At 72.4% G+C, this 19,830-nt stretch carries 15 protein-coding genes; 9 read left to right on the plus strand and 6 right to left on the minus strand.

What is annotated here, in order from left to right; genetic code table 11:
* The first annotated feature begins 306 nt into the window (after nucleotides 1-306).
* Together ACFXAE_RS30045 and ACFXAE_RS30050 are read left to right on the plus strand one after the other, a co-directional pair.
* Nucleotides 307-1,164 (plus strand): helix-turn-helix domain-containing protein, encoded by an 858-nt coding sequence (locus ACFXAE_RS30045; protein WP_384720673.1) that lies wholly within the window; start codon nucleotides 307-309, stop codon nucleotides 1,162-1,164.
* Between the two features lie 229 nt (nucleotides 1,165-1,393).
* Nucleotides 1,394-1,585 (plus strand): DUF397 domain-containing protein, encoded by a 192-nt coding sequence (locus ACFXAE_RS30050; RefSeq protein ID WP_384720676.1) that lies wholly within the window; start codon nucleotides 1,394-1,396, stop codon nucleotides 1,583-1,585.
* A gap of 139 nt (nucleotides 1,586-1,724) precedes the next feature.
* On the opposite strand, the gene ACFXAE_RS30055 is transcribed toward ACFXAE_RS30050, so the two are convergent.
* Nucleotides 1,725-2,234, minus strand: coding sequence for a glutathione peroxidase (locus ACFXAE_RS30055; RefSeq protein WP_384720679.1), 510 nt, complete (start codon nucleotides 2,232-2,234; stop codon nucleotides 1,725-1,727).
* An 88-nt stretch (nucleotides 2,235-2,322) separates the two neighbouring features.
* Here ACFXAE_RS30055 and ACFXAE_RS30060 point away from each other — a divergent pair, with 88 nt between their 5' ends.
* Complete coding sequence (locus tag ACFXAE_RS30060) at nucleotides 2,323-3,024, plus strand: Crp/Fnr family transcriptional regulator (protein ID WP_384720719.1); 702 nt, start codon at nucleotides 2,323-2,325, stop codon at nucleotides 3,022-3,024.
* A 7-nt stretch (nucleotides 3,025-3,031) separates the two neighbouring features.
* On the opposite strand, the gene ACFXAE_RS30065 is transcribed toward ACFXAE_RS30060, so the two are convergent.
* Entirely contained in the window at nucleotides 3,032-3,565 is a 534-nt protein-coding gene (locus tag ACFXAE_RS30065) for a Pycsar system effector family protein (RefSeq protein WP_384720682.1), read from the minus strand.
* A gap of 321 nt (nucleotides 3,566-3,886) precedes the next feature.
* On the opposite strand from ACFXAE_RS30065, the gene ACFXAE_RS30070 reads away from it, so the two are divergent.
* From ACFXAE_RS30070 to ACFXAE_RS30085, 4 genes are read left to right on the plus strand one after another with little or no spacing between them, the layout of a single operon-like run.
* Complete coding sequence (locus tag ACFXAE_RS30070; protein WP_384720684.1) at nucleotides 3,887-4,630, plus strand: hypothetical protein; 744 nt, start codon at nucleotides 3,887-3,889, stop codon at nucleotides 4,628-4,630.
* 19 nt (nucleotides 4,631-4,649) lie between these two features.
* The gene (locus tag ACFXAE_RS30075; protein WP_384720687.1) at nucleotides 4,650-6,734 is read left to right on the plus strand and encodes a hypothetical protein; all 2,085 of its coding nucleotides are present in this window, start codon (nucleotides 4,650-4,652) and stop codon (nucleotides 6,732-6,734) included.
* A 7-nt stretch (nucleotides 6,735-6,741) separates the two neighbouring features.
* Complete coding sequence (locus ACFXAE_RS30080; RefSeq protein WP_384720690.1) at nucleotides 6,742-8,268, plus strand: hypothetical protein; 1,527 nt, start codon at nucleotides 6,742-6,744, stop codon at nucleotides 8,266-8,268.
* Complete coding sequence (locus tag ACFXAE_RS30085) at nucleotides 8,258-9,607, plus strand: DUF4407 domain-containing protein (RefSeq protein WP_384720693.1); 1,350 nt, start codon at nucleotides 8,258-8,260, stop codon at nucleotides 9,605-9,607. Before ACFXAE_RS30080 ends, ACFXAE_RS30085 begins: the two co-directional genes overlap by 11 nt.
* A 117-nt stretch (nucleotides 9,608-9,724) precedes the next feature.
* Here ACFXAE_RS30085 and ACFXAE_RS30090 read toward each other — a convergent pair whose 3' ends face one another.
* From ACFXAE_RS30090 to ACFXAE_RS30100, 3 genes are all read right to left on the minus strand, one after another.
* Nucleotides 9,725-10,543 carry an SAM-dependent methyltransferase gene (locus ACFXAE_RS30090; RefSeq protein ID WP_384720696.1) on the minus strand — a complete coding sequence of 273 codons (819 nt, stop codon included), beginning with the start codon at nucleotides 10,541-10,543 and terminating at the stop codon, nucleotides 9,725-9,727.
* 374 nt (nucleotides 10,544-10,917) lie between these two features.
* Nucleotides 10,918-11,205, minus strand: a complete 288-nt coding sequence (locus ACFXAE_RS30095; RefSeq protein ID WP_384720699.1) for a DUF4190 domain-containing protein — start codon at nucleotides 11,203-11,205, stop codon at nucleotides 10,918-10,920.
* A gap of 123 nt (nucleotides 11,206-11,328) precedes the next feature.
* Nucleotides 11,329-13,569, minus strand: coding sequence for an MMPL family transporter (locus tag ACFXAE_RS30100; RefSeq protein ID WP_384720702.1), 2,241 nt, complete (start codon nucleotides 13,567-13,569; stop codon nucleotides 11,329-11,331).
* A gap of 234 nt (nucleotides 13,570-13,803) precedes the next feature.
* On the opposite strand from ACFXAE_RS30100, the gene ACFXAE_RS30105 reads away from it, so the two are divergent.
* Together ACFXAE_RS30105 and ACFXAE_RS30110 are read left to right on the plus strand one after the other, a co-directional pair.
* Nucleotides 13,804-14,571: a TetR/AcrR family transcriptional regulator gene (locus ACFXAE_RS30105; RefSeq protein ID WP_384720705.1), complete on the plus strand. Its 768-nt coding sequence runs from the start codon at nucleotides 13,804-13,806 to the stop codon at nucleotides 14,569-14,571.
* A gap of 149 nt (nucleotides 14,572-14,720) precedes the next feature.
* On the plus strand, nucleotides 14,721-15,587 hold the full coding sequence (locus ACFXAE_RS30110; RefSeq protein WP_384720708.1) for an effector binding domain-containing protein: 867 nt from the start codon (nucleotides 14,721-14,723) through the stop codon (nucleotides 15,585-15,587).
* Nucleotides 15,588-16,011: 424 nt separating this feature from the next.
* Here ACFXAE_RS30110 and ACFXAE_RS30115 read toward each other — a convergent pair whose 3' ends face one another.
* Nucleotides 16,012-19,158, minus strand: a complete 3,147-nt coding sequence (locus ACFXAE_RS30115; protein WP_384720710.1) for an FG-GAP-like repeat-containing protein — start codon at nucleotides 19,156-19,158, stop codon at nucleotides 16,012-16,014.
* Nucleotides 19,159-19,830: the final 672 nt, after the last annotated feature.

A 19,830-nucleotide genomic window follows, 5' to 3' on the forward strand; every position in this document is an offset into this window, starting at 1 on the left:
CCGCCCGCCCCGGGGGCCGGGCCCCCGGGCGCGCCCCCGCCACCCCCGCCCCCCCCCCGGGCCCGGGGGCCCCGCGGGCGGGGGGGGGGGGCGACACCCCGGGGCCCCCCCCCCCCCCGCTCGGCGCACCCGCGTCCGGCGCCCTCGCGCGTCCGCACCCGCCACCACACCGTGAAGTGGCGTGTACCCGTCGCACATCCACCGTTTCCCAGCGGCAGGAAGCACCTTGGTGGCAGTCTGCTCCACAGCAGACACGCAAAGTGGCACGTATGAAGTACGAGGCACGCAGCCGGAGGTGCACGTCCCGTGGCGTCCAATGTCAATCCCACCGTCAGGCGGCGCCGGCTGGGCCAGGAGTTGCGCCGGCTCCGCGAGGTCAAGGGCATGACCGCCGAGGAAGTGGCGGAACGGCTGCTGGTGTCGCAGTCGAAGATCAGCCGCCTGGAGAACGGCAGGCGCAGCATCAGCCAGCGTGACGTCCGCGATCTGTGCGGGGTCTACGAGGTGGAGGACCAGCGGATCGTCGAGTCGCTGATGCAGATGGCCAAGGACTCGCGCCAGCAGGGCTGGTGGCACGCCTTCGGCGACATCCCGTACAGCGTCTACATCGGTCTGGAGACGGACGCGGAGTCGCTGCGCGTCTACGAACCCCAGATCATCACCGGTCTGCTGCAGACCCGCGCGTACGCCGAGGCGATCGTCCAGGGCGGTTCGCCGGAGTCGTCCGGGCAGGACAACGACAAGCGGGTCGAGGTCCGGCTGCGCAGGCAGGGCCGGATCTCCGCCGAGAAGGACCCGCTGCGGCTGTGGGTGGTGCTGGACGAGGCGTCGCTGCACCGGGTCGTCGGGAGCCGGCAGGTGATGCGGGAACAGCTGGAGCACGTCATGGAGCTGTCCCAGCTGCCGCACATCACCGTGCAGGTGCTGCCGTTCGAGGTCGGCGCGCACGCCGGCATCAACGGCCAGTACTCGATCCTGGAGTTCGCCGACGCGGCCGACTCCAGCGTCGTCTACATCGAGGGCGTCACCAGCGACCTGTACCTGGAGAAGCCGCACGATGTGCAGAAGTACACGGTGATGTACGAGCACCTGCGGGCCCAGTCACTGAACGTGGAGGCGTCCCGGCAGCTCGTCGAGCGCCTCGCGAAGGACTACGCGCGCTGAGCAGCGGCCGGGAGGCGGCGGGATGGTACACCGCTGACAGGTCGGGTTGGAAGTCTCACCTGGTATATGCCACTCGGACGAGTGAACGACTGCTCCGGAGGAAGAGGGTGGCGAGTAGCGTCGATCACGCCAACCGCCAGCGGGGGTTGGCGAAATCCGTTCTGCGGGTCCACGCCGGAACGCGCAGGCGGGTGGTGACAGCAACTCAGCATCTGGCTACGGAGCGAACATGGCAATTCGTCTGGGCGCCACGGAAACGTGGACGACGTCCTCCTACACCAACAACAACGGCGCGTGCGTGATGGTCAGGTCGACCACCGGGGCGGCGCTGGAACTCGGGGACACCAAGGTCCCCGAGGGTCCGAAGCTGGCCTTCCCCGCGGACGCGTGGAGCGCCTTCGTGGCCTCGGTCAAGGACTGACCGGTCCGGCGACCGCCCACCGGGCGACACCGGACCGACGCGAGCACCACCGACGGGGCCCTCTCGACAGTTCGCCGTCCTGGCCGAGAGGGCTCGGCCCGTCTCCTCCCGGCTCCGCCCGTCGTTCCCCGTGGAGCGGTCAGCCGATCGCCTTCTCCACCGCCGTCACGACCTGAGCCGACTCCGGCTCGGTCTGCGGGGAGAAACGGGCGACGACCTCGCCGTCCCGCCCGATCAGGAACTTCTCGAAGTTCCAGCGGATGTCCCCGCTGTGCCCCTCCGCGTCGGCGAACCCGGTCAGCCGCTCGTACAGGGCGTGCCGCCCGTCCCCGTTGACCTCGACCTTCTCGGTCATCGGGAAGGTCACGCCGTACGTCGCCGAGCAGAACTCGGCGATCTCCTCCGCGCTGCCCGGCTCCTGCCCGAGGAACTGGTTGCAGGGCACGCCGAGCACGGTGAAGCCCTGTTCCGCGTACCGCTCGTGCAGCCGCTCGAGACCGGCGTACTGCGGGGTCAGCCCGCACTTGGAGGCCACGTTCACGACGAGCACGGCCCGCCCCGCGTACTGGGCGAGCCCGGCGGAGCCGCCGTCCAGCGCGCCGATCTCGACATCGAGGGGAGAGGCGCCGTTGTTCTCTGAAGTCGTCATGGGCGGGAGCCTAACCCCATGGCGCGGGAGCGGCCGGACGGGCAGGATCGGTGGGGTAACCGACAGGTCGGGGGGAACCACCGTGCCGATGCCGCCGTACGGCTCCGCAGAGTGGCCCGCACGCAGTCTGCTGGGGAGGCTGCCGTCCCGGGACCGGCGGGAGCTGCTCGCCCTGGGCGTGGAGACCCGGTTCGCGGCGGGGCAGGTGCTGCTGAGCGAGGGCGCGCACGACCGGCACGTCCTGCTGTTGCTGTCCGGCTTCGCCAAGGTGACGGCGCGCGTGGAGAACGGGGAGGCGTCGCTGCTCGCGGTGCGGGTGGGCGGGGACACGGTGGGCGAGATGGCGGCCATGGACGGGGCGCCCCGCTCGGCCACGGTGACGGCGTGCGGGCCCATGACCGCGCGGGTGCTCCAGCCGGGCGTCCTGCGGGCCCTGCTGATGCGGCGCCCGGACGTGGCCATCGTGCTCACCGGGATCGTCGCCGACCGGCTGCGCTGGGCCAACCGCCGGCGCCTGGACTTCCGCGGCTATCCGGTCAAGGTGCGGCTGGCCCGGCTGCTGGTGGAACTGGCGACCACCTACGGACACCCCGTGGACGGTGGCGTGGTCCTGGGCTGCCGGCTGACCCAGCCCGAGCTGGCCGCACTCACCGGGGCCGCCGAGACGACGGTGCACAAGGGGCTGCGCGAACTGCGCGAGGAAGGGCTGCTGGAGACCGGCTACGGATCGACGGTCATCCGCGACCTGCCCCGGCTCGGACGGATCGCGGACCTCGCCCCCGAGGAGTAGTGGGCGGCTACGACAGCCACGGCCGCACCACCACCAGCAGCCCGGCGCTGACACCCATCACCGCCGTGCACACCACCGCCCCGGTCAGACAGCGGTACTTGCTCACCGCTACCCGGGCCAGGAAACGGACGGTCTGTGACAGCTCCCGCCGTTCCCGCGCGGCTTCCGCCTGCTCGCCGTCGCCGGGCGGGTCGACGGACGGCAGGATGTCCGGGCCGGTCGCCAGGTGGACGAAGCTGTAGCGGTTGGCGCCGCCGGGGCGCAGCACCCGAGGACGCAGGGCGGCGGCCAAAAAGCCCGCGCCGGCGAACAGCGCGCCCAGGAACAGCGCGAGCGGCACACCCGCGAGCACCCCCGGCGCTCCGCCGTCCCGTACGGCGTGCAGGGCGGGTCTGCTCCACCAGCCGGCCGTGCCGACCAGGACCGCCTGGACGGCGGCCAGCACACCGGCCTTGGCGTCCGCGTGCTGGTGGGTGGTCTGCAGCGCGGTGAACATGTACCGCGCCGGACGGCTGTCCCGGTCGGCTCCGGTGGACGACATACGGCCTCCTGCGGTCGGTGGTCGGTTCCCGCTCTCCATTGGGAACCGCTCCGCGCGCGGAGATCCGGCATTTCTGCGGGATCGCGGATGACTTGTTCTCGACCCCGCGCACCGGAACCCGCCCGTCACTTCCGTGGCCCGCTGTATGTTTCGCACCCTTCCGCATCCCGTATTTAGACGGGGTCTCCCCCTGGGCGCGACGTGTACCACTGGCGTACCGGCGTCCGCATGGCCCGGGGGAGCGGACGCCGGTGTGCCACGGAGTCCCCGGAGACGTGTGTCCCGGGTGTGACTCCACCGAAAGGAACGGGGAGTTCGAGCATGGGTACCTTCCGTCGCAGGCTGCTGCTGGCGGTCGACGCCAAGGGATACGGTCGCGTCGACGTGGTGACGCAGCGGCAGTTGCAGGAGGCCATCCAGAAGCTGCTGACGGAGTCGGCCGACGCGTCCGGGCTGGAGAGGGAACGCTGGGAGACACAGGTCGGCGGCGACTCGGTGCTCGCCGTGCTGCCGGAGGGCGCCTTCGAGCCGCACCTCGTCGACACGTTCATGCGACATCTGGACGCGGGTCTGCGGGAGTTCAACCACGGACGGGTGCGCGAGGCGTGGCTGCGGCTGCGGGTGGCCGTGCACTTCGGTACGGCCGCGTCGGCCGCCAACGGCTTCGAGGGGCGGGCCCCGGTCGAGATCGGCCGGATGCTGGACAGCGCCGCGCTGCGCTCGGCCCTGGACGGGGCCCCGGACGCCTGCATGGCCCTCGCGGTCTCCTCGACCGTCTTCAACGACGTGATCCGGGAGGCGTACACGACGATCCGGGCACAGGAGTTCCGCGAGGTGCGGATCGAGGAGAAGGAGTACACGGGGCGGATATGGATCCGGGTGCCCGGACACGACGGGCGGGCGCCCGGTCCCGGCGCTGTCGAGCCCGGACCGGGGCGCGCGGGGGGTGGTGAAACTCCGGACGCGCGCCCCCCGAGTGTCCCAACTGCACCCGGCGACACAGTGGTTCAGGTCTTTTCCGGAACCGTCCACGCTCCGGGGGCCGTCTTCGGGATCTCCAAGTGACACGGAGCGATGACTGAGGATGGACGAGGAACAGAGCGAGCGGGAAGCCGAGGAAGCCGAGGGAGCCGGGAGAACCGACGGGGCCGGCGAGCCCCAGGACGGACAGGGCGCCCCGAAGCAGCCCGGCCCGGCGGCCCCGGACACTCCCGCGGCGGCCCCCGTGCACCACAACCGCGTCAACCAGTACTTCTACGGAGCCCTCGACGCCCCGGGCGCCCACTTCGGCATCGGGGTCGGCGACTTCGCCAACGCCCGCCGCCGCGCCGTGGGCCGGCTGGACGCGGGGGAGGCGGACGCGCTCCTCGCCCCGTACGTGGAACCCGGCTGCTTCGAGGAGGCCGCCGCCGCCCTGGAGCAGGACGGTGTGGTGGTGCTCTTCGGCCCGCCCCGCACCGGCAAGCGGTCCGGGGCGGTCGCGCTCGTGGCGAAGGCCGCCGAGGACACGGAGTACGTGGTGCTCTCGCCCGGCCGGAGCCTGGAGGACCTCGCCGACGGACGGGTGGCGTTCAGGAAGGGCGTCGGCTACGTGCTGATCGACCGCATGCACGAGGCCGCCTCGGGCACGGCGGACTTCGACTGGCGGCGCGTCCGGGACACCGTCCGCGACCACGGCGCCCACCTGGTGATCACCACCGTGCACCCGGTGGAGGGCGACGCCCCAGGCTCCGTACGCCATGTGCCGTGGGAGCTGCCGGACCTGGCCGCCGTGCTGCGGGTGCGGCTGCTGCGGGCGCGGTGCGCCGCGGACACCGCCGAGCGGGCCGTGGCCGGCCTGCCGGAGGGCTGCGGGGTCGCGGAGGTCGCCGAGGCGGCCGAGCGGATCGCCCGGGGCGCCGACCCGGACGAGGTCTGGCAGGAGTACGGCAGCGGCGCGGCGGAGCCCGTACGGGACTGGTTCGCGGCCGGACGCGAACCGCAGGAGTGGGTCGAGGTCACCACGCTGGCCTTCGTCACCGGCGCCGGCTACCGCGACTTCGAGACCTGCCAGGAGCGCCTGGAGGAATGGGTGGCGCCCACCTTCCCGGTGCTGGCGAACGACGAGGAGACGGCCGCCGCCCACCGCCGCGACGCCGACCGCCGGCTGTCGCTGGGCCGCAACACCCTGGTCGCCGTGGAGGAGAGCAAGGACGGGGCCCTCACCCGCGGCGCGCTGGTCTTCGCCCACCCCCAGTACCGGCAGTGGGTGCTCCAGGAGCTGTGGGCGAAGCGCTCCACGGCGTACTGGAACGGCGTACGCGACTGGCTGACCGAACTCGTGGGCACCCGGCCCGGCCTCGGCGTGCAGCTGTCCGTCGCCTCGGGGCTCGCCCTGCTCACCCGGCCCGCGTTCGACGAGGTCGCCGAGAACTATCTGCACCCCTGGGCGAGCGGCGCGGCCGGACCGGCGGGGCAGTCCACGGCCACCCTGGTGCTGCAGTGCATGTGCCTGGACGAGGGCCTCGCCGCCACCGCGCTCGCCGTGGGCCGCGCCTGGGCCCGCTCGCCGGAGCCGGCGCTGCGGTCGGCGGCCGCCGCGGCGTTCAGCGGGGCGCTCGGCGTGCGGTTCCCCACGGACGCCGTGAACGTGCTGCTGCGGCTGACCGGCCGGTCCGAGGAGGCGACGCTCGCCCTGGCCGGCCTCGTCGCCCTGCTCCTGGAGTGCGGCGAGGACACCGGTGCGGTGCTGCGGCCACTCGCGTACCGGCTCAGGGCCCTGCGCGCCACGCTGACGGGACACCACAAGGAGACCGTCCTCGAGACCGTCCGGGCCCTCCTGGGGGCCCGCGACACCAGGACGGGCCGGCTGGTGGGCGCCTCGCTGCTGGAGGGCGCCCCCGGGCAGAGCGACCGGGTCGCCGAACTGTGGGCGGGCGTGCTGGAGAACCGCCCGCGCCGGGGGTGGGCGCTGCGCGTCCTGCACACCACCCTGCGCGACCTGACCGCCGTGACGGCCGAGCCGGACCCGGTGGCCGAGCGTTTCGGCCGCTCCCTGGGCGCCGCCCTGGCCCCCGGGGAGCGGCGGCACCTCGCCACCGCCCTGCGGCGGATCGCCGTGCGGCCCGCCCCGGAGACCGCCGCCCTCACCGACATCTTCCTTACCGCCGTACTGAGCACGGAGGACTGACACAGGTATGGCCGAGAACTATCCCCTCGTCGAGCAACGGGAGTACCGGCGGCCGGAGAAGCGCGTCGGCTGGCTGAACAAGCGCAGCGTGCGCGACGAGGACGAACTGCCCCTGATCGCCGCGCACCAGGTGCGCGTCTTCCGGGTCGGCGAGGACTACGTCGAGGACCCCGGCCATCTGCGGCCCGACGACCCGCTGGTGACCGGGGCGAGCTCCGTCACGGTCGTCGACCGGCGGGTCGAGGTGCCGGCCGTGGTGGAGACCCGCATCCCGTCCGCCGAGGCGGGCGACTTCACCGTACGGACGACCTTCTACTGCACGGTGACGGACGCCTGCGCGGTCGTACGCGACGGCGTCACCGACATCGAGGCCCTGCTGCTCGGCCATCTGCGCGAGGTGCCCGGGCTCACCGAGGACGGCAGCGACCTGCCGATCGTCGACTCGGACGCCGTACGGGAGCGGATCGACGCCCGGCTGACCGCGTACCACGAGATGAGGCCCGCCACCCTGTCCGGCCTGCGGGTCCGGCACGGACTGGTCGAGGTCCTCACCCCGGCGGAACTCGCCGAGGACATCGCCAAGCTGCAGGAGGAGCGCCGGCAGCGGGAACGCGACCGGGTCAGGCAGGAGTGGGAGCAGGAGACCGCCCTGAAGCGCTCCCTGCTGGAGACCGAACTGGAGCTGAAGCGCGAGGAACTCCGCAGCACCAGCGCCCTGCACCGGGAACGCAACCGGCAGGACGAGGCGCTGGAGGCGGAGTTCGGCCGCCAGAAGCTGGAGAAGCTGCTCTCACGTTTCCGGCACGAGTCCGGCGCCGACGACCAGCGGCACGAGCTGACGCAGCAGTCCGAGCGCGACCGCTTCAACCGGGAGCAGCTCAGGGAGGACGTCCAGCTGATCGGCAGCGACCCGATCCTCGCCGACCTCCAGGCCTGGCGGCAGGGCGACATCACCGCCGACGAGCTGTCCCAGCGGCTGCACGCGGACGAGGAGCGCCGGGCCGGGCTCACCGACCGGCGCCGGCGGGCGGCGCTGGAGGACGAGCTGACGCGGCGCGGCTTCGACCGGGACGAGGCGCGCTGGCGGGTGGAGCAGGACGACCGGCGCAAGGCGCTCGAACGCCAGGTCGAACTGGAGGAGGCGGCGGCGCTGCAGCGCGAGGAGAGCCGCCGCTGGAACCTGGAGCACGAGGACGGAGTGCGCGCCCGTGACGAGGTCCGGCAGGACGCGCAGCAGCGCGAACGGGACCGTCAGGAGCAGCGCCGGGAAGAGCTCGCCGCCTGGACCACGCTGACCACGAAGGCCTTCGACCGCGGTCTGTTCGACGGCCAGCTGACCGATCCCGGCACCCACATCAACCGGGTGCGGGACATCTCGCGCGACCAGGACCGGCAGACACCGGACCACGGCCCCGGACGGGAGGTCCCGGGCGCGAGCACGAGGAGCATCCCCCAGGGGGAGACCACTTTTGACGCCGACGACGCCGACCTGGACCTCGGAGGCACCGACTCGGAGGCGAACCTTGGCCACTGACACACCCCTGCGCCTCGCCGGCAGCGGGTCCCTCGACGACGACCCGGGCGCCGGCCGCCCGGCACCCATGGCGACCACCGGCCCCGGGGCGCGGCTGCGCCGCCTGATCGGGGTCGACGAGGCGCTGCTGTCCTGGGTGCCGGAGGAGCGCACCCGCTACACCTGGTACGGCGCGCTCGTCCTCAACACCGCGCTGCTCGGCGCCCTCTCCATGGCGCTGGCCCTCGGCAGCTTCCGCTCCGACCTGCCGCTGGTGGCGGTGCTCGGGGTCGCCGTGGTCTGGTTCTGGGTGGTGCTGGCCATGGACGGCTGGCTGGTGTCCAGCACCCACGGCACCACGGTCAAGAAGTGGTCCCTGGTGCTGCGGCTGTTCCTGTCCGTACTCCTCGGTCTGTTCATCGCCGAGCCGATCCTCTTCCAGATCTTCGACAAGGAGATCCGCCAGGAGATAGCCGTCGGCAACGAACAGAGGGTGGCCGATTACCGGGGCATGCTCGTCGCCTGCAACCCCACCGGCGGCGCCTCCACCGCGGACCGCCCGGAGTGCGCCCGCCACCAGCTCAAGGTGGCGGGTTCCCCGGCGGAGCTGGCGGCGCAGATCAAGAGCAACGCGGCCGGCATGGCGGCCCTGCAGACCCAGGTCACCAAGATCAACAAGGCGCTCGACGGCAAGATGGCCGCCGAGCGGCGGGAGTGCGGCCCGGACCGCTGGATCCGCAAGGGCGGCGGCCTGGACGTCACCATCACCTGCGAGCGGGCCCGCGAGGACTCCTCCTCCTACCGCACGACCAGCAAGATCGACACGTACGAGAAGCAGCTCGCGGGCATGCGGGACAAGGCGGGGGCCCTGGAGGCCAGGAAGAACCGGGCCGCCGACGCCTACCAGCCCCTGTTGCAGCGGGCCATCGACGCCAAGACCCGGGAGCGGGCCGCGAGCCTCGACTCGGAGGGCATCCTCACCCGCGCGCACGGCCTGCGCACCGTCGCGGACTCCGACGGCTTCGCCCTCTTCATCACCGTCGTCCTGCACCTGCTCCTGCTGTCCCTGGACGCCCTCCCGGTCCTCGCCAAGTTCATGAGCGGCGCCACGATGTACGACCGTCTCCTCGGCGCCCGCTTCGACACGAGCCGCCGGCTGCACACGGAGGAACTCCAGGTGCAGCAGGCGTGTGCGCGGATGGAGCACGAGGTGCGCCGTCACCGGGTGGAGCAGGACACGAACGAACGCATGCGCCGCGCGGAGCACGAGTACCGGCGGGCGCAGGCGGAACGGGCGGCGCGGGAGCGGACGGAACTGGAGGAGCGGATGACCAGGATCATGCGGACGAGGAGGGGCTGAGCGGCCGCGGCCGGGCGAGGAGGGCCTGGGGCCGGGCGAGGAGGGCCTGGGGCCGGTCCTCCGCGGAGTCCTGCTCCGGGCCCCCTCCACCAGACGTTCCGCGGTGTCGTCCGGCGGTCAGGGCTTGCGGCCCACACCGCAGTAGGCGTCCACGGGTACCGTGCCGTCGCCGTCCTCGTCCGGCCGCCACTCCGGCACCCGTACGACGCCCGGCTTCACCAGCTCCAGCCCGTCGAAGAATCCGGCGATCTCCTCGATGCCGCGCACGTGGTACGGCACGGCGCCGCTGGAGTTGTACGCCTCGGACGCGGCGATCATGCCCTCACTGGTGGCCGTGCTGTCGCTGATCACCAGGTGGCTGCCGGAGGGGAGCCCCGCCATGAGCCGGCGCACCAGGTCGCGGGCCTGCTCGTAGTCGGAGACGTGGCCGAGCGTGTTGAGGATCATCAGGGCGACCGGCCGGGACAGGTCGAGCGTCCCGGCGGCGGCCCGCAGCACGGCCTCGGGGTCGTACAGGTCGGCGTCGAGGTACGCCGTCCTTCCCTCGGGTGTGCTGGTGAGCAGGGCGTTCGCGTGGGTGAGGACGATCGGGTCGTTGTCGACGTACACGATCCGGGAGTCCGGGGCGACGCGCTGGGCCACCTCGTGCGTGTTGTCGGCGGTCGGCAGCCCCGTGCCCACGTCCAGGAACTGCCGTATGCCCTGCTCACCGGCGAGGTACCGGACGGCCCGCCCCAGGAACCGCCGGCTGGTGTGCGCCACGTCGACCAGTCCGGGGAAGATCCCCTTGATCTGGCCGCCTATCTCCCGGTCGACCTCGTAGTGGTCCTTCCCGCCGACGAAGTAGTTCCAGAACCGCGCCGAGTGCGGCTTGGTCGTGTCGATCCGGGCACGGGTCGCGAAACCGGAACTGTCCTGGGTGATGTCCTCGGACACGGGCGAGCCTCCTGGGGGGTGGGCGATCAAGGGCCGGATCCCCAATCTAGGCGAACCGGCTTTCCAGCACCGGGAGTTCACGGACAGGGGATCACCGCGCCGGCGCGGTCTCCGGTTTCCTCTCCAGGGCGGCCGTGCGGGCCTGCCGGGTGCGCGGTCCGAAGACGGCCGGGCTCCACCTGCGTGCGAAGCGGTGGGTGACCAGGGACGCGAGATACGGGCCCAGGGATGCGCCGACGGTGGTGAGCGCGCCCGGACCGGCCGGCTCACCGGCTCACCGGCTCACCGGTTCCCGTGACCGCGGCCGCACAGGGGAGTGCGGGTGGGTACCCGGTACCCACCCGCACGCACGAACTCGTCCTCCCGCGGGGCCACTAGCCGCCCACGTACCAGCTGAACCCGCCGTTGTTCGCGGCGACGATCAGGAGCACGAGCCAGAGCACCACGTCGACGACGCCGAGGACGATGCCGGCCTTCGCCATCCCGGCACCGTTCTTGACCGCCGCCTGGCGGCGGGCGACGGCACCGAAGACGATGGCCAACGGACCCAGGACGATGTTCAGGACGAACAGTCCGACGATGCCGCAGCACAGGCTCGCGACCGCCAGGCCGTTGGTGCGCGAGCCGGAGGACGCGGCGGAAGAGCTGCCGTAACTCGTCATTGCATACTCCCGGTTGTCGGTTGCACGGACCGAACGGGCCGTAGTTTCCTCACTTTTGGTTGCTTGTTCCGAATGCCCCCTTGCCGCGCTCCCATGCCGGCCGGCCGGACGCCGCGCGCCCCGTCAGACCCCCGTCGAGTCCTTCGCGTACGGCGGCTCGGCCGCCGGCACCGCCGGCGCCGGGGCGGCCCCGGGCCCGCCTTCGTCGATCCCGAACCGGTCGTGGAACCTCCGCAGGAAGGGCGGCGCGTACCAGGCCGAGCGGCCGAGCAGCCGCATCGCGGCGGGTACGAGGACACCGCGCACGGCGACGGCGTCGATGAGGATGGCCAGCCCGCTGCCCAGGCCGAACATCTGCATGAAGCTGATCTTCGAGGTGCCGAAGGCGAAGAAGCTCACCGCGAGCAGACAGGCCGCCGCGCTGACGATGCGTCCGGTGTGCCCGAGGCCGTGGACGACGGCGGACTCGTTGTCCTCGCCCAGATCGTGCAGCTCCTTGATCCGGCTGGTGACGAACACCTCGTAGTCCATCGACAGGCCGAAGGCGATGCAGAACATCAGCACCGTCATCGACACCTCCATCGGCTGCGCGGTGAAGCCGAGCAGGGAGGAGAGGTTCCCGTCCTGGAAGATCCAGGTCATGACGCCCAGGGTGGCGCCCAGGCTGATCAGGTTCAGGACCAGCGCGCGCAGCGGCTGCACCACGCTCCCGGTGAACAGGAAGAGCAGGAGGAAGGTGGTGAGGGCGATCAGGGCGACGGCGACCGGCAGCCGGCTGCCGATGGAGTCCTTGGAGTCGACCAGCTGGGCGTCCACGCCGCCGACCAGGGCCTGTGCCCCGGCGGGCGGAGTGACCGCCCGTACCTGGCCGACGAGGCTCTCGGCCGCCTCCGACTTCGGTACCAGGCCGCTCACCACCGTGATCCGCTGGGCGTCCTCGCGGCCGAGGGCGGCGCTGCCGGGTCCGGCCGCCGTGGACCGTCCCTCGCTGTAGGTGCCCGTACCGGCCTCGACCCGGACCACGCCTTCGAGCCTGGAGAGCTCGGTGGCGTACGAGTCCAGTGGCGTCCTGCCCACGGGCGCGTCGATGACGATGTGCAGGGCCGAGTCGTCGCTGCCGTCGAAGTTCTCCCGCAGGGCGGTGGCGACCTGGCGGCTCCCGGCGTCCTCGGGCAGCACGCGTTCGTCCGGCGTGCCGAAGGCGATGCCCAGCAGCGGGCTCGCCGCCACCACCAGCACCGCGAGCACGGGAAGCGCGGTGAGCGCGGGCCGCCGCATGACGGTGCGGGCCAGCCGGCCCCACAGCGGAGCCCGCGAGCCGGCCCGCCCCGGCTTCCCCCACGGCAGCCGCCCGCCGTTGACCCGGTGGCCGAGGACCACCAGCAGGGCCGGCATCACGAACAGGGCGCCGAGGGCCGCGATGGCGACGACCCCGACCCCGGCGAAGCCGAACGAGCGCAGGAAGTACTGCGGGAACACCAGGAGCGCCCCGAGCGCCGCCGCCACGGTCGCGGCGGAGAACGCGACGGTACGACCCGCGGTGTTCACCGTGCGCCGTACGGCGTCGTCCACGCCCGCCCCCGCCGCGAGCTGCTCCCGGAAGCGGCTGACCATCAGCAGGGCGTAGTCGATGCCCAGCCCGAGACCCAGGGCGGTGGTGAGGTTGGTCGCGGTGTCGGCGACGTCGGTGACGCTCGCGAGCAGGGAGAGCTGGGCGAACGAACCGATGACGGCGATGACCGCGATGACCAGCGGCAGCAGGGCGGCGACCACGCTGCCGAAGACGAACAGGAGCAGCACGAGGGTGAGCGGTACGGCGATGGCCTCGGCCAGCACCAGATCGTCGACCACCTGCTTCGACAGGTCGCCGCCCACGGCGGCCCCGCCCCCGACCCGCACCGTGAGCGTGTCCTCGTACGTCCCGGCATAGGTGTCGATGATCTCCGGGGCGTTCTCCCGCTGCCGCGTCTCGTCGCCCCTCACATGGGCGAGCACCATGGCCTCGCGGCCGTCCCGGGAACGCAGGCCCTCACTGCCCGTCTCCCAGTACGAGACGACGTTGGTGAGCCTCTCGTCCTCCTCCAGGTCGGCGACCAGGGCCTGCCCGCTCCGCCTGGCGGCGGGGGTGTCGACACGGCCGTCGGAGGCCCGGACCAGCAGGACCAGGTTCGTCTCGCCGCCGAACTTCTCGTCGATGACCTCCGCGGCCCGGGTGGACTCGGAGGCGGGGTCCTCGAAGCCACCCCCTTGCAACTTGCTGAACGCGCCCGCGCCCACCACGCCCATGAGGGCGACGGCCACGACGGCCACGACGAGTACCAGCCGGGACCGGCGAATCGCCAGTTCGGCCAACCGTTCGAACACGGGTGATCTCCTTAACGTCCAGCAGATGGGGACGACGTGCCGCGGCCGGGTGCACAGGGAAGCCGGAGCGGTGCCCCGCGGAGGTGTCCCGGCCCTCGCGGACGGGTGCGGTGTCGCACTCCTCGTCGCCGCCGTCGACGTTAGTGAGGAGAAAGCGAATTGAGCAGTGGGAGATTTACCTGACAGTGTCAGATTCCCCGAACAGGCCCCGGGACCACGCCGTAGGGTCGCCCCATGTCCGCAGACGCACACACGAAGGCTCCGCCCACCCTGCGCCAGCGCCGCCGGGCCGTCGCCACCCGGGAGATCGTGGACGCCGCCGAGCGTCACATCACCGAACACGGCCCCGCGGCCCTGTCCCTGCGGGCGGTCGCCCGCGGCCTCGGCATGACCGTCCAGGCGCTCTACCACTACTTCCCGAACCGGGACGCCCTCGTCACGGTGCTCATCGCCAAGGCGTACGACGACCTGGCCGACGCCGTGCAGAGCGCGGCCGACACCGCGCCGGACGACCCGGCGGCGCCGCGGTTCGTGACCGCTGCCGAGGGCTACCGCCGCTGGGCCATCGCCCACCCCGAACTGTTCCAGCTCCTGTACGGAACACCGCTGCGCGACTACGCGGCACCCCTCGACGGCCCGACCACCCGCGCGATGCGCCGGATGAGCGCGGTCTTCCAGCGCGTGCTGTTCGACGGGTTCACCGAGGCGCAGCTCGCCGCCGCCGACACCCGCACGCTCTCGCCCTCGCTCCGGGCGTATCTGGAGGGCCTGCGAACGGACGGCACGCCGGCCCTGCCGGCGCCGGCCACCGTGCTCATGCTGAGCGGATGGGGCCACCTGCACGGCCTCGTCGTCCTGGAGGTGTTCGGCCACACCTCCTTCATGGCCGGCCACCAGGCCGAGGTCTTCCGCCTGGCGATGCGCGACCTCCTCGCGGACATCCACCGCCGCATCCCCGCGGAACGAGCCGGTGCCGGACGACCCGGCGGGCAGGCGGGCTGACCCCATGACGAAGCCGGCCGCGCGGAAGGTCCGTCGGGCCTCCGGTTCGGTGCTGTCGTCGTGGCCGATCGGATCGGGCACGGAATGTCGGGTCGGGGAGAGGGGGCGCTTCCTACCGTGGTGACCACGAAAGAGGAAGGGGACCGGGAGTGCTGGAGCGTCTCAACCAGGCCCTGGAGCACATCGAGGGCCGTCTCGACCAGCAGGTCGACGTGACCGAGCTGGCCCGTGTCGCGGCCACCTCGGAGTACCACCTGCGCCGGATGTTCTCCGCGCTCGCGGGCATGCCGCTGTCGGAGTACGTACGGCGCCGCCGGCTCACGGTCGCGGGTGCCGAGGTGCTCGCGGGGCGTGAGTCCCTGCTGGCGGTCGCGGTGCGTTACGGCTACGGCTCGGGCGAGGCGTTCGCCCGGGCGTTCCGCGCCGTGCACGGCATCGGGCCGGGTGAGGCCCGGCGCACCGGTGCCGCACTCGTCTCCCAGCCCCGGCTGTCCTTCCGCCTCACCGTCGAAGGGAGCAGCAGCATGCGCTATCGCATAGTGGACAAGCCGGACTTCACCGTCGTCGGGCCCAGGACCCGGGTGCCACTGGTGCACACGGGACCGAACCAGGCCATCATCGACTTCGTCCGCGGGATCGGCCCGCAGACGCTGGAACGCCTGGAGAAGCTGTCGGACCAGGAGCCGCGGGGCATCGTCGCGGTCTGCGACGACCTGGACCCGAGCCGCGCCGAGGGCACCGAACTCGACTACTACCAAGGGGTGATCACGACAGCGGCCGCCCCCGAGGGCACCACGGCGCTCTCCGTCCCGGCCGGCACCTGGGCGGTCTTCACCACCTCCGGGCCGGCCCCGCAGGCCATCCAGGAACTGTGGCGGGACGTGTTCACCCAGTGGTTCCCGTCCAACCCGTACCGCAGCCGCCCCGGCCCCGAGATCCTGCGCACCAGCCTCTCCCCGGACGGGACCGAAGCCGACGCCGAACTGTGGCTCCCGGTGGAACGGGACCGCGGCTGAAGCCGGCCGAGGGGGAAACCGCCGATACCGGGCCGTCCTGAGCGGAACGCGCTCCGGTGCTGCGTCGGTGAATCACCGCCGGTCCGCCGACCGGGCGCGGTGCGGGGCGGCCGCCGTACCGGTCCGGACGACAAAACCCCCGGGCCGGCGACCCGAGGGTTTCCCCGGAGCGGGTGAAGAGAACCGAACGCGCGCTCCCCGCTCGGGAAGCGACGGCGCTTGTGCGGGCTGGCGGGGCCTGACCTGCGTATACGTACCGTGAGTGCATCTCTGGGAGGTGGCGCCGCACCACCGGTGGCCGTGACTGTCCGCTCCGAAGCGCACGGCGAGGGCACGGCGAGCGCACGGAGCCGGGGAACGTGCCCCGCGGCCGGGCCCGGGTCGGAAGACCGGAGCCCGGCAGCAGGTGCCCCGAGGCCGATGCCTATACGACGGCCCTGTACCCCTGCCAGCCCGTCGCGATCTTCGTGCGACCGCCGAACGATCCCTTGCCGTCACCGCTGTTGCGGTACAGGACACCGTTGGTGTCGCGCGAGACGAGGTCCGTCCTGCCGTCGCCGGTGATGTCGCCGACCGCGACGACGGTGTTGTAGGAAGCGCCCCAGTTCGAGAACACCTTCACGCGGGCCTTGAACGTGCCCTTGCCGGTGCCGGCGTACCTGTACAGGTTGTTCGACTTGTCCTGGGCGAGCAGGTCGCCGATGCCGTCGCCGTTGAGGTCACCGGCCCCGACGATCTTCTTGTACGTCTTCCAGTTGTCGTAGAGCTTCACGCGCGCCGACAGCTTGCCCGTGCTGGTGCCCTTGTACAGGTAGACCGTGCCGGTGGAGGTGTTCCGGGCGATCAGGTCCGGGCGGCCGTCACCGCTCACGTCACCCGGGGCGGTCAGCACGTCGTACTGGTTCCAGCCGGAGGTGCCGAGCGAGGTGAACGGCGTCGAGGGTGTCGCCGCCTTGCCGCAGGCCGGACGGTGCGCGCGCAGGGCGCCGCTGCTCAGCCGGACCAGTACGTCGTTGCAGCGGTCGCCGTCGAGGTCGCCGAACGGCACGAACTTCGCGGTGGTGGGCCAGCCGGCGCCGGAGACCTTGGCGCCCAGCGTGCCCGTGCCGGTGCCGCGCTGGACGGTGAGGGTGCCGGAGGAGTTGAGGGTCAGGACGTCACCGACCCCGTCCTTGCCCGCGTGGTCGCGCGGTGCCGCCGCTCCGGCCGTCACCGCGACGCTGCCGGAGAGGCTGAGGGCGGCGCCCTGGCCGTCGGCGGGCCGGGCGGTGAGCGTCCAGGTGTAGGTGCCGTTGGTGACCGGGCGGCCTGCGGAGTCCTTGCCGTCCCAGGCGGCCTTGAGCAGACCGCGGGCCTCGGAGCCGGACACGGTGCGCACGGTGGTGCCGGACGCCTTGTGGCGGACGGTCACCTTCCAGGAGGCGGCGGGCTTCGACAGCCACCAGGTGCCGGACCAGCTCGCGGACCCGGACGTGACCGTGGAGTCGATGGCCGACAGCGCGGACGCCGGAACGCCGGTCGGTACGAGGTGGACGCGCTGCTCGCGGTCGGCGTAGGCGACGCCGCCGCCGAAACGGTCCACCGTCCAGTTCACACCGGCTCTGAGGTTGTCCCGGCCGAGGTCGGTCCAGTCGGCCAGCTTGCGGCTCGGCAGTTCCGTGTGGTCGCCGCCGGCCGGCAGTCCGTCGTGCAGGTCGACGAGCCTCAGCCCGCTGTCCGAACCGGTGCCGCCGACGCGCTCGACGAGATAACCGTCCCCGAGGAGGACCCTGCCCGCCGGGGCGGTGGCGGTGCGCTTGGACGTACGGTCGTAGACGCCCGAGCCCTGCACGTCGCCCCAGTAGTCCACACAGGTCCAGTACACCCAGCGGCCCACGGCCTGGAGGTCGGAGGGGGTGCAGCCGTTGCGGGTGGTGAAGGACTCCACGGCGGTGCCGGACGGGAGCCGGGTGGCCGTGACCTTCCCTCCCGTGGCCGCGCCGCTCCACAGGGTGTTGCCCCAGACGGCCGCGGCGACCCGGTCCCGCTTCTGCAGGACCTTGCCCGCCGAGCCGCCGGCGAACTCGCCGACGTACTGGTGGCCGGAGGAGGCGCCGTCGACGACCGCGTACCGTCCGGAGAGGTCCTTGAGCTCCGGGGTGGAGTCGCCCGTGTCGAGGGTCGGGCCCCAGTTCTCGGCGCCGTTGGCGCGCAGCATGGTCAGGCCGGACTCGGTGGAGTCGCGGCGGCCGTGGTGGCCGGTGCCGTCGGCGAACATCCGGATGCAGCGGCCGATGCCTGCGGTGCAGTCGCCGTCCCGCCCGCTGACCAGCCCGTCCACCGTGGTCCTGGCCACGCCCGGAGTGCCGCCCGTGGTGAACCAGGTGCTGCGGTAGGCGCCGATGATGGTGTTCGGCTCGTAGAGCGTGCTGTCGTCGGCCGTGGTGAGGATGCCGCTGCCGAGCGAGACTCCGTTGACCTGCGCGGGCATCGGCTCCACGGCGGTCACGCGGTCACGGGTGACCGAACCCTCGGTGCCCCGGGCCACGCGGTACACGCCCCAGTCGAGGTCGCCCCGTCCGACGTACCGTTCCGCCCCGGCCACGAGGACGGAGCCGTCCGGTGCCTGGACGATCTGCTGGTGGGCCGGATCCATGACCTTGGTCAGGGCGGTGTCCGTGCCGTCGGTCGTGAGCGCCCACAGCGGCTGGCCCCGGTACTTGTTGTCGCCGGGCGACACCGGCTCGACGCCGAGCAGTGCGTCGCCGACGATCCCGTACGCGGCCTGGTAGGTCAGGGAGCCCGTGTCGAAGGTACGGGGCGCCGCGGCCAGGTCGTCGCGGTCGTACAGGTCGGCCTTGGAGCGCCCGCCGCGCAGCCGCAGCACCGAGTCGGCACCCAGCCGGAAGCCGGTCACCTCCCAGCCGTCCTCGGGGGAGACCCGGTCGGGCAGCGGGCTGAACGCGCCGGTGGCGAGGTCGACGATGCCCCAGTGGCCCCAGCCGTCCTCGGCGGTCTTGTAGTGGAGGATGACGGACCGGGCGTCGCCGTCCTCGACGACGATGTCGCCCGCACCGTCCGGCAGCCCGGTCACGGGCGTCCGCCCGACCCCGCCCCCGTCCTGGACCCGCCACAGCTGGTAGGCGTTCGGGTTTCCGCTGACGCCGCTGGTGCTGGTGAGGACGGTGGAGCCGAAGGTGCCCTGGTAGGTGTGGTATTCGGGCACCGGCACCACGGCGGTGCCGCCGGAGGCGCCCGCGCCCTGGAGGAGGGCGACCTGGGAGTCCTCCTCCGAGTAGAGGGCGACGGTGTCGGACCCGTCCCCGTAGTAGCCGGGCCGGAAGGAGGCGGACTCCTGGAAGTAACCGCTGTCGATGTCGTACTGGACCGGGACGTCCAACCGCTGCTCCAGCGCGGTCGTGGTTCCGGTGGCGTAATCGGTCCACAGGAACCGGTCATCGCCCTCCTGAGCCCAAAGGAAGCCGCTGGTCCCCGCGTTGAGGATCTGCGTGGCCCTGGGGACGGCACGCGGGGCGGCGGGCAGCACGACCTCGGCGGCCGACTGCGGCACTGCTGCCGCCGAGTACGGCACGGCGGCGAGCGGGAGAGCGAGAGTCAGCGTCGTGGCCAGGACGGCCGCGGTGCGTGCCGACGGCGGACCGAAGCGTGCTGGACGGGAACCAAGAACGGGTCTGCGACCGTGTCGGCCGAGTCGGGCCACCATTCCTCCTGGAAGGCAAGAAGAAGGCATGGCGGGACACATGGCGACGCCCTGGCATTCCCCGGCCCCCCGGCCGCTCCCCCCATGCGCGTGGAGGGAGCCTAACAGCATGTCCATGCCCGGCTGCCGTGCATTGTCGCCGGCGTGCACACCGCACCGGGGGCGGCCGCGCAGCCGACGGAAGCACCGCGTCGACTCCGGCCGGGCGACTTCCGGACGCGGCGACGACCATGGCCCGGACGCCCGGTCACGGGAGGCCGGAAAGTCCACGCGGTCCCGGTCGCGCGGCACTCCCGCTTAGGGGTTCCCGCCGGGTGGCAGGGCCATGAACTGCGAAAACGCCGGCCTTGGGGTGTCCGGACGGGGCATCACCCCTCCTTGGTTCCCGCGTGTTCGCGGTACTTCTCGTACTCGTGTGTGCTGCATACGCGCCGGTGGATGCTGTCCGGGGGTCTGTACGGTGAGCGGTGTAACTCCCGAGCTGGAAGCGACAGTTGATGACTGACGTGGCGAGTGACATCGAGGCCGGGGAGGCCGTGGTGA

Source organism: Streptomyces sp. NPDC059454, from assembly GCF_042749965.1.
GTDB lineage: Bacteria > Actinomycetota > Actinomycetes > Streptomycetales > Streptomycetaceae > Streptomyces.

Bases quoted from the DNA above. Each gene is read 5' to 3' on its own strand.
- ACFXAE_RS30060 (WP_384720719.1), top strand. From the start codon at position 2,323: ATGCCGCCGTACGGCTCCGCAGAGTGGCCCGCACGCAGTCTGCTGGGG.
- ACFXAE_RS30065 (WP_384720682.1), bottom strand. From the start codon at position 3,565: ATGTCGTCCACCGGAGCCGACCGGGACAGCCGTCCGGCGCGGTACATG.
- ACFXAE_RS30105 (WP_384720705.1), top strand. From the start codon at position 13,804: ATGTCCGCAGACGCACACACGAAGGCTCCGCCCACCCTGCGCCAGCGC.
- ACFXAE_RS30050 (WP_384720676.1), top strand. From the start codon at position 1,394: ATGGCAATTCGTCTGGGCGCCACGGAAACGTGGACGACGTCCTCCTAC.
- ACFXAE_RS30080 (WP_384720690.1), top strand. From the start codon at position 6,742: ATGGCCGAGAACTATCCCCTCGTCGAGCAACGGGAGTACCGGCGGCCG.
- ACFXAE_RS30070 (WP_384720684.1), top strand. From the start codon at position 3,887: ATGGGTACCTTCCGTCGCAGGCTGCTGCTGGCGGTCGACGCCAAGGGA.
- ACFXAE_RS30075 (WP_384720687.1), top strand. From the start codon at position 4,650: ATGGACGAGGAACAGAGCGAGCGGGAAGCCGAGGAAGCCGAGGGAGCC.
- ACFXAE_RS30055 (WP_384720679.1), bottom strand. From the start codon at position 2,234: ATGACGACTTCAGAGAACAACGGCGCCTCTCCCCTCGATGTCGAGATC.
- ACFXAE_RS30095 (WP_384720699.1), bottom strand. From the start codon at position 11,205: ATGACGAGTTACGGCAGCTCTTCCGCCGCGTCCTCCGGCTCGCGCACC.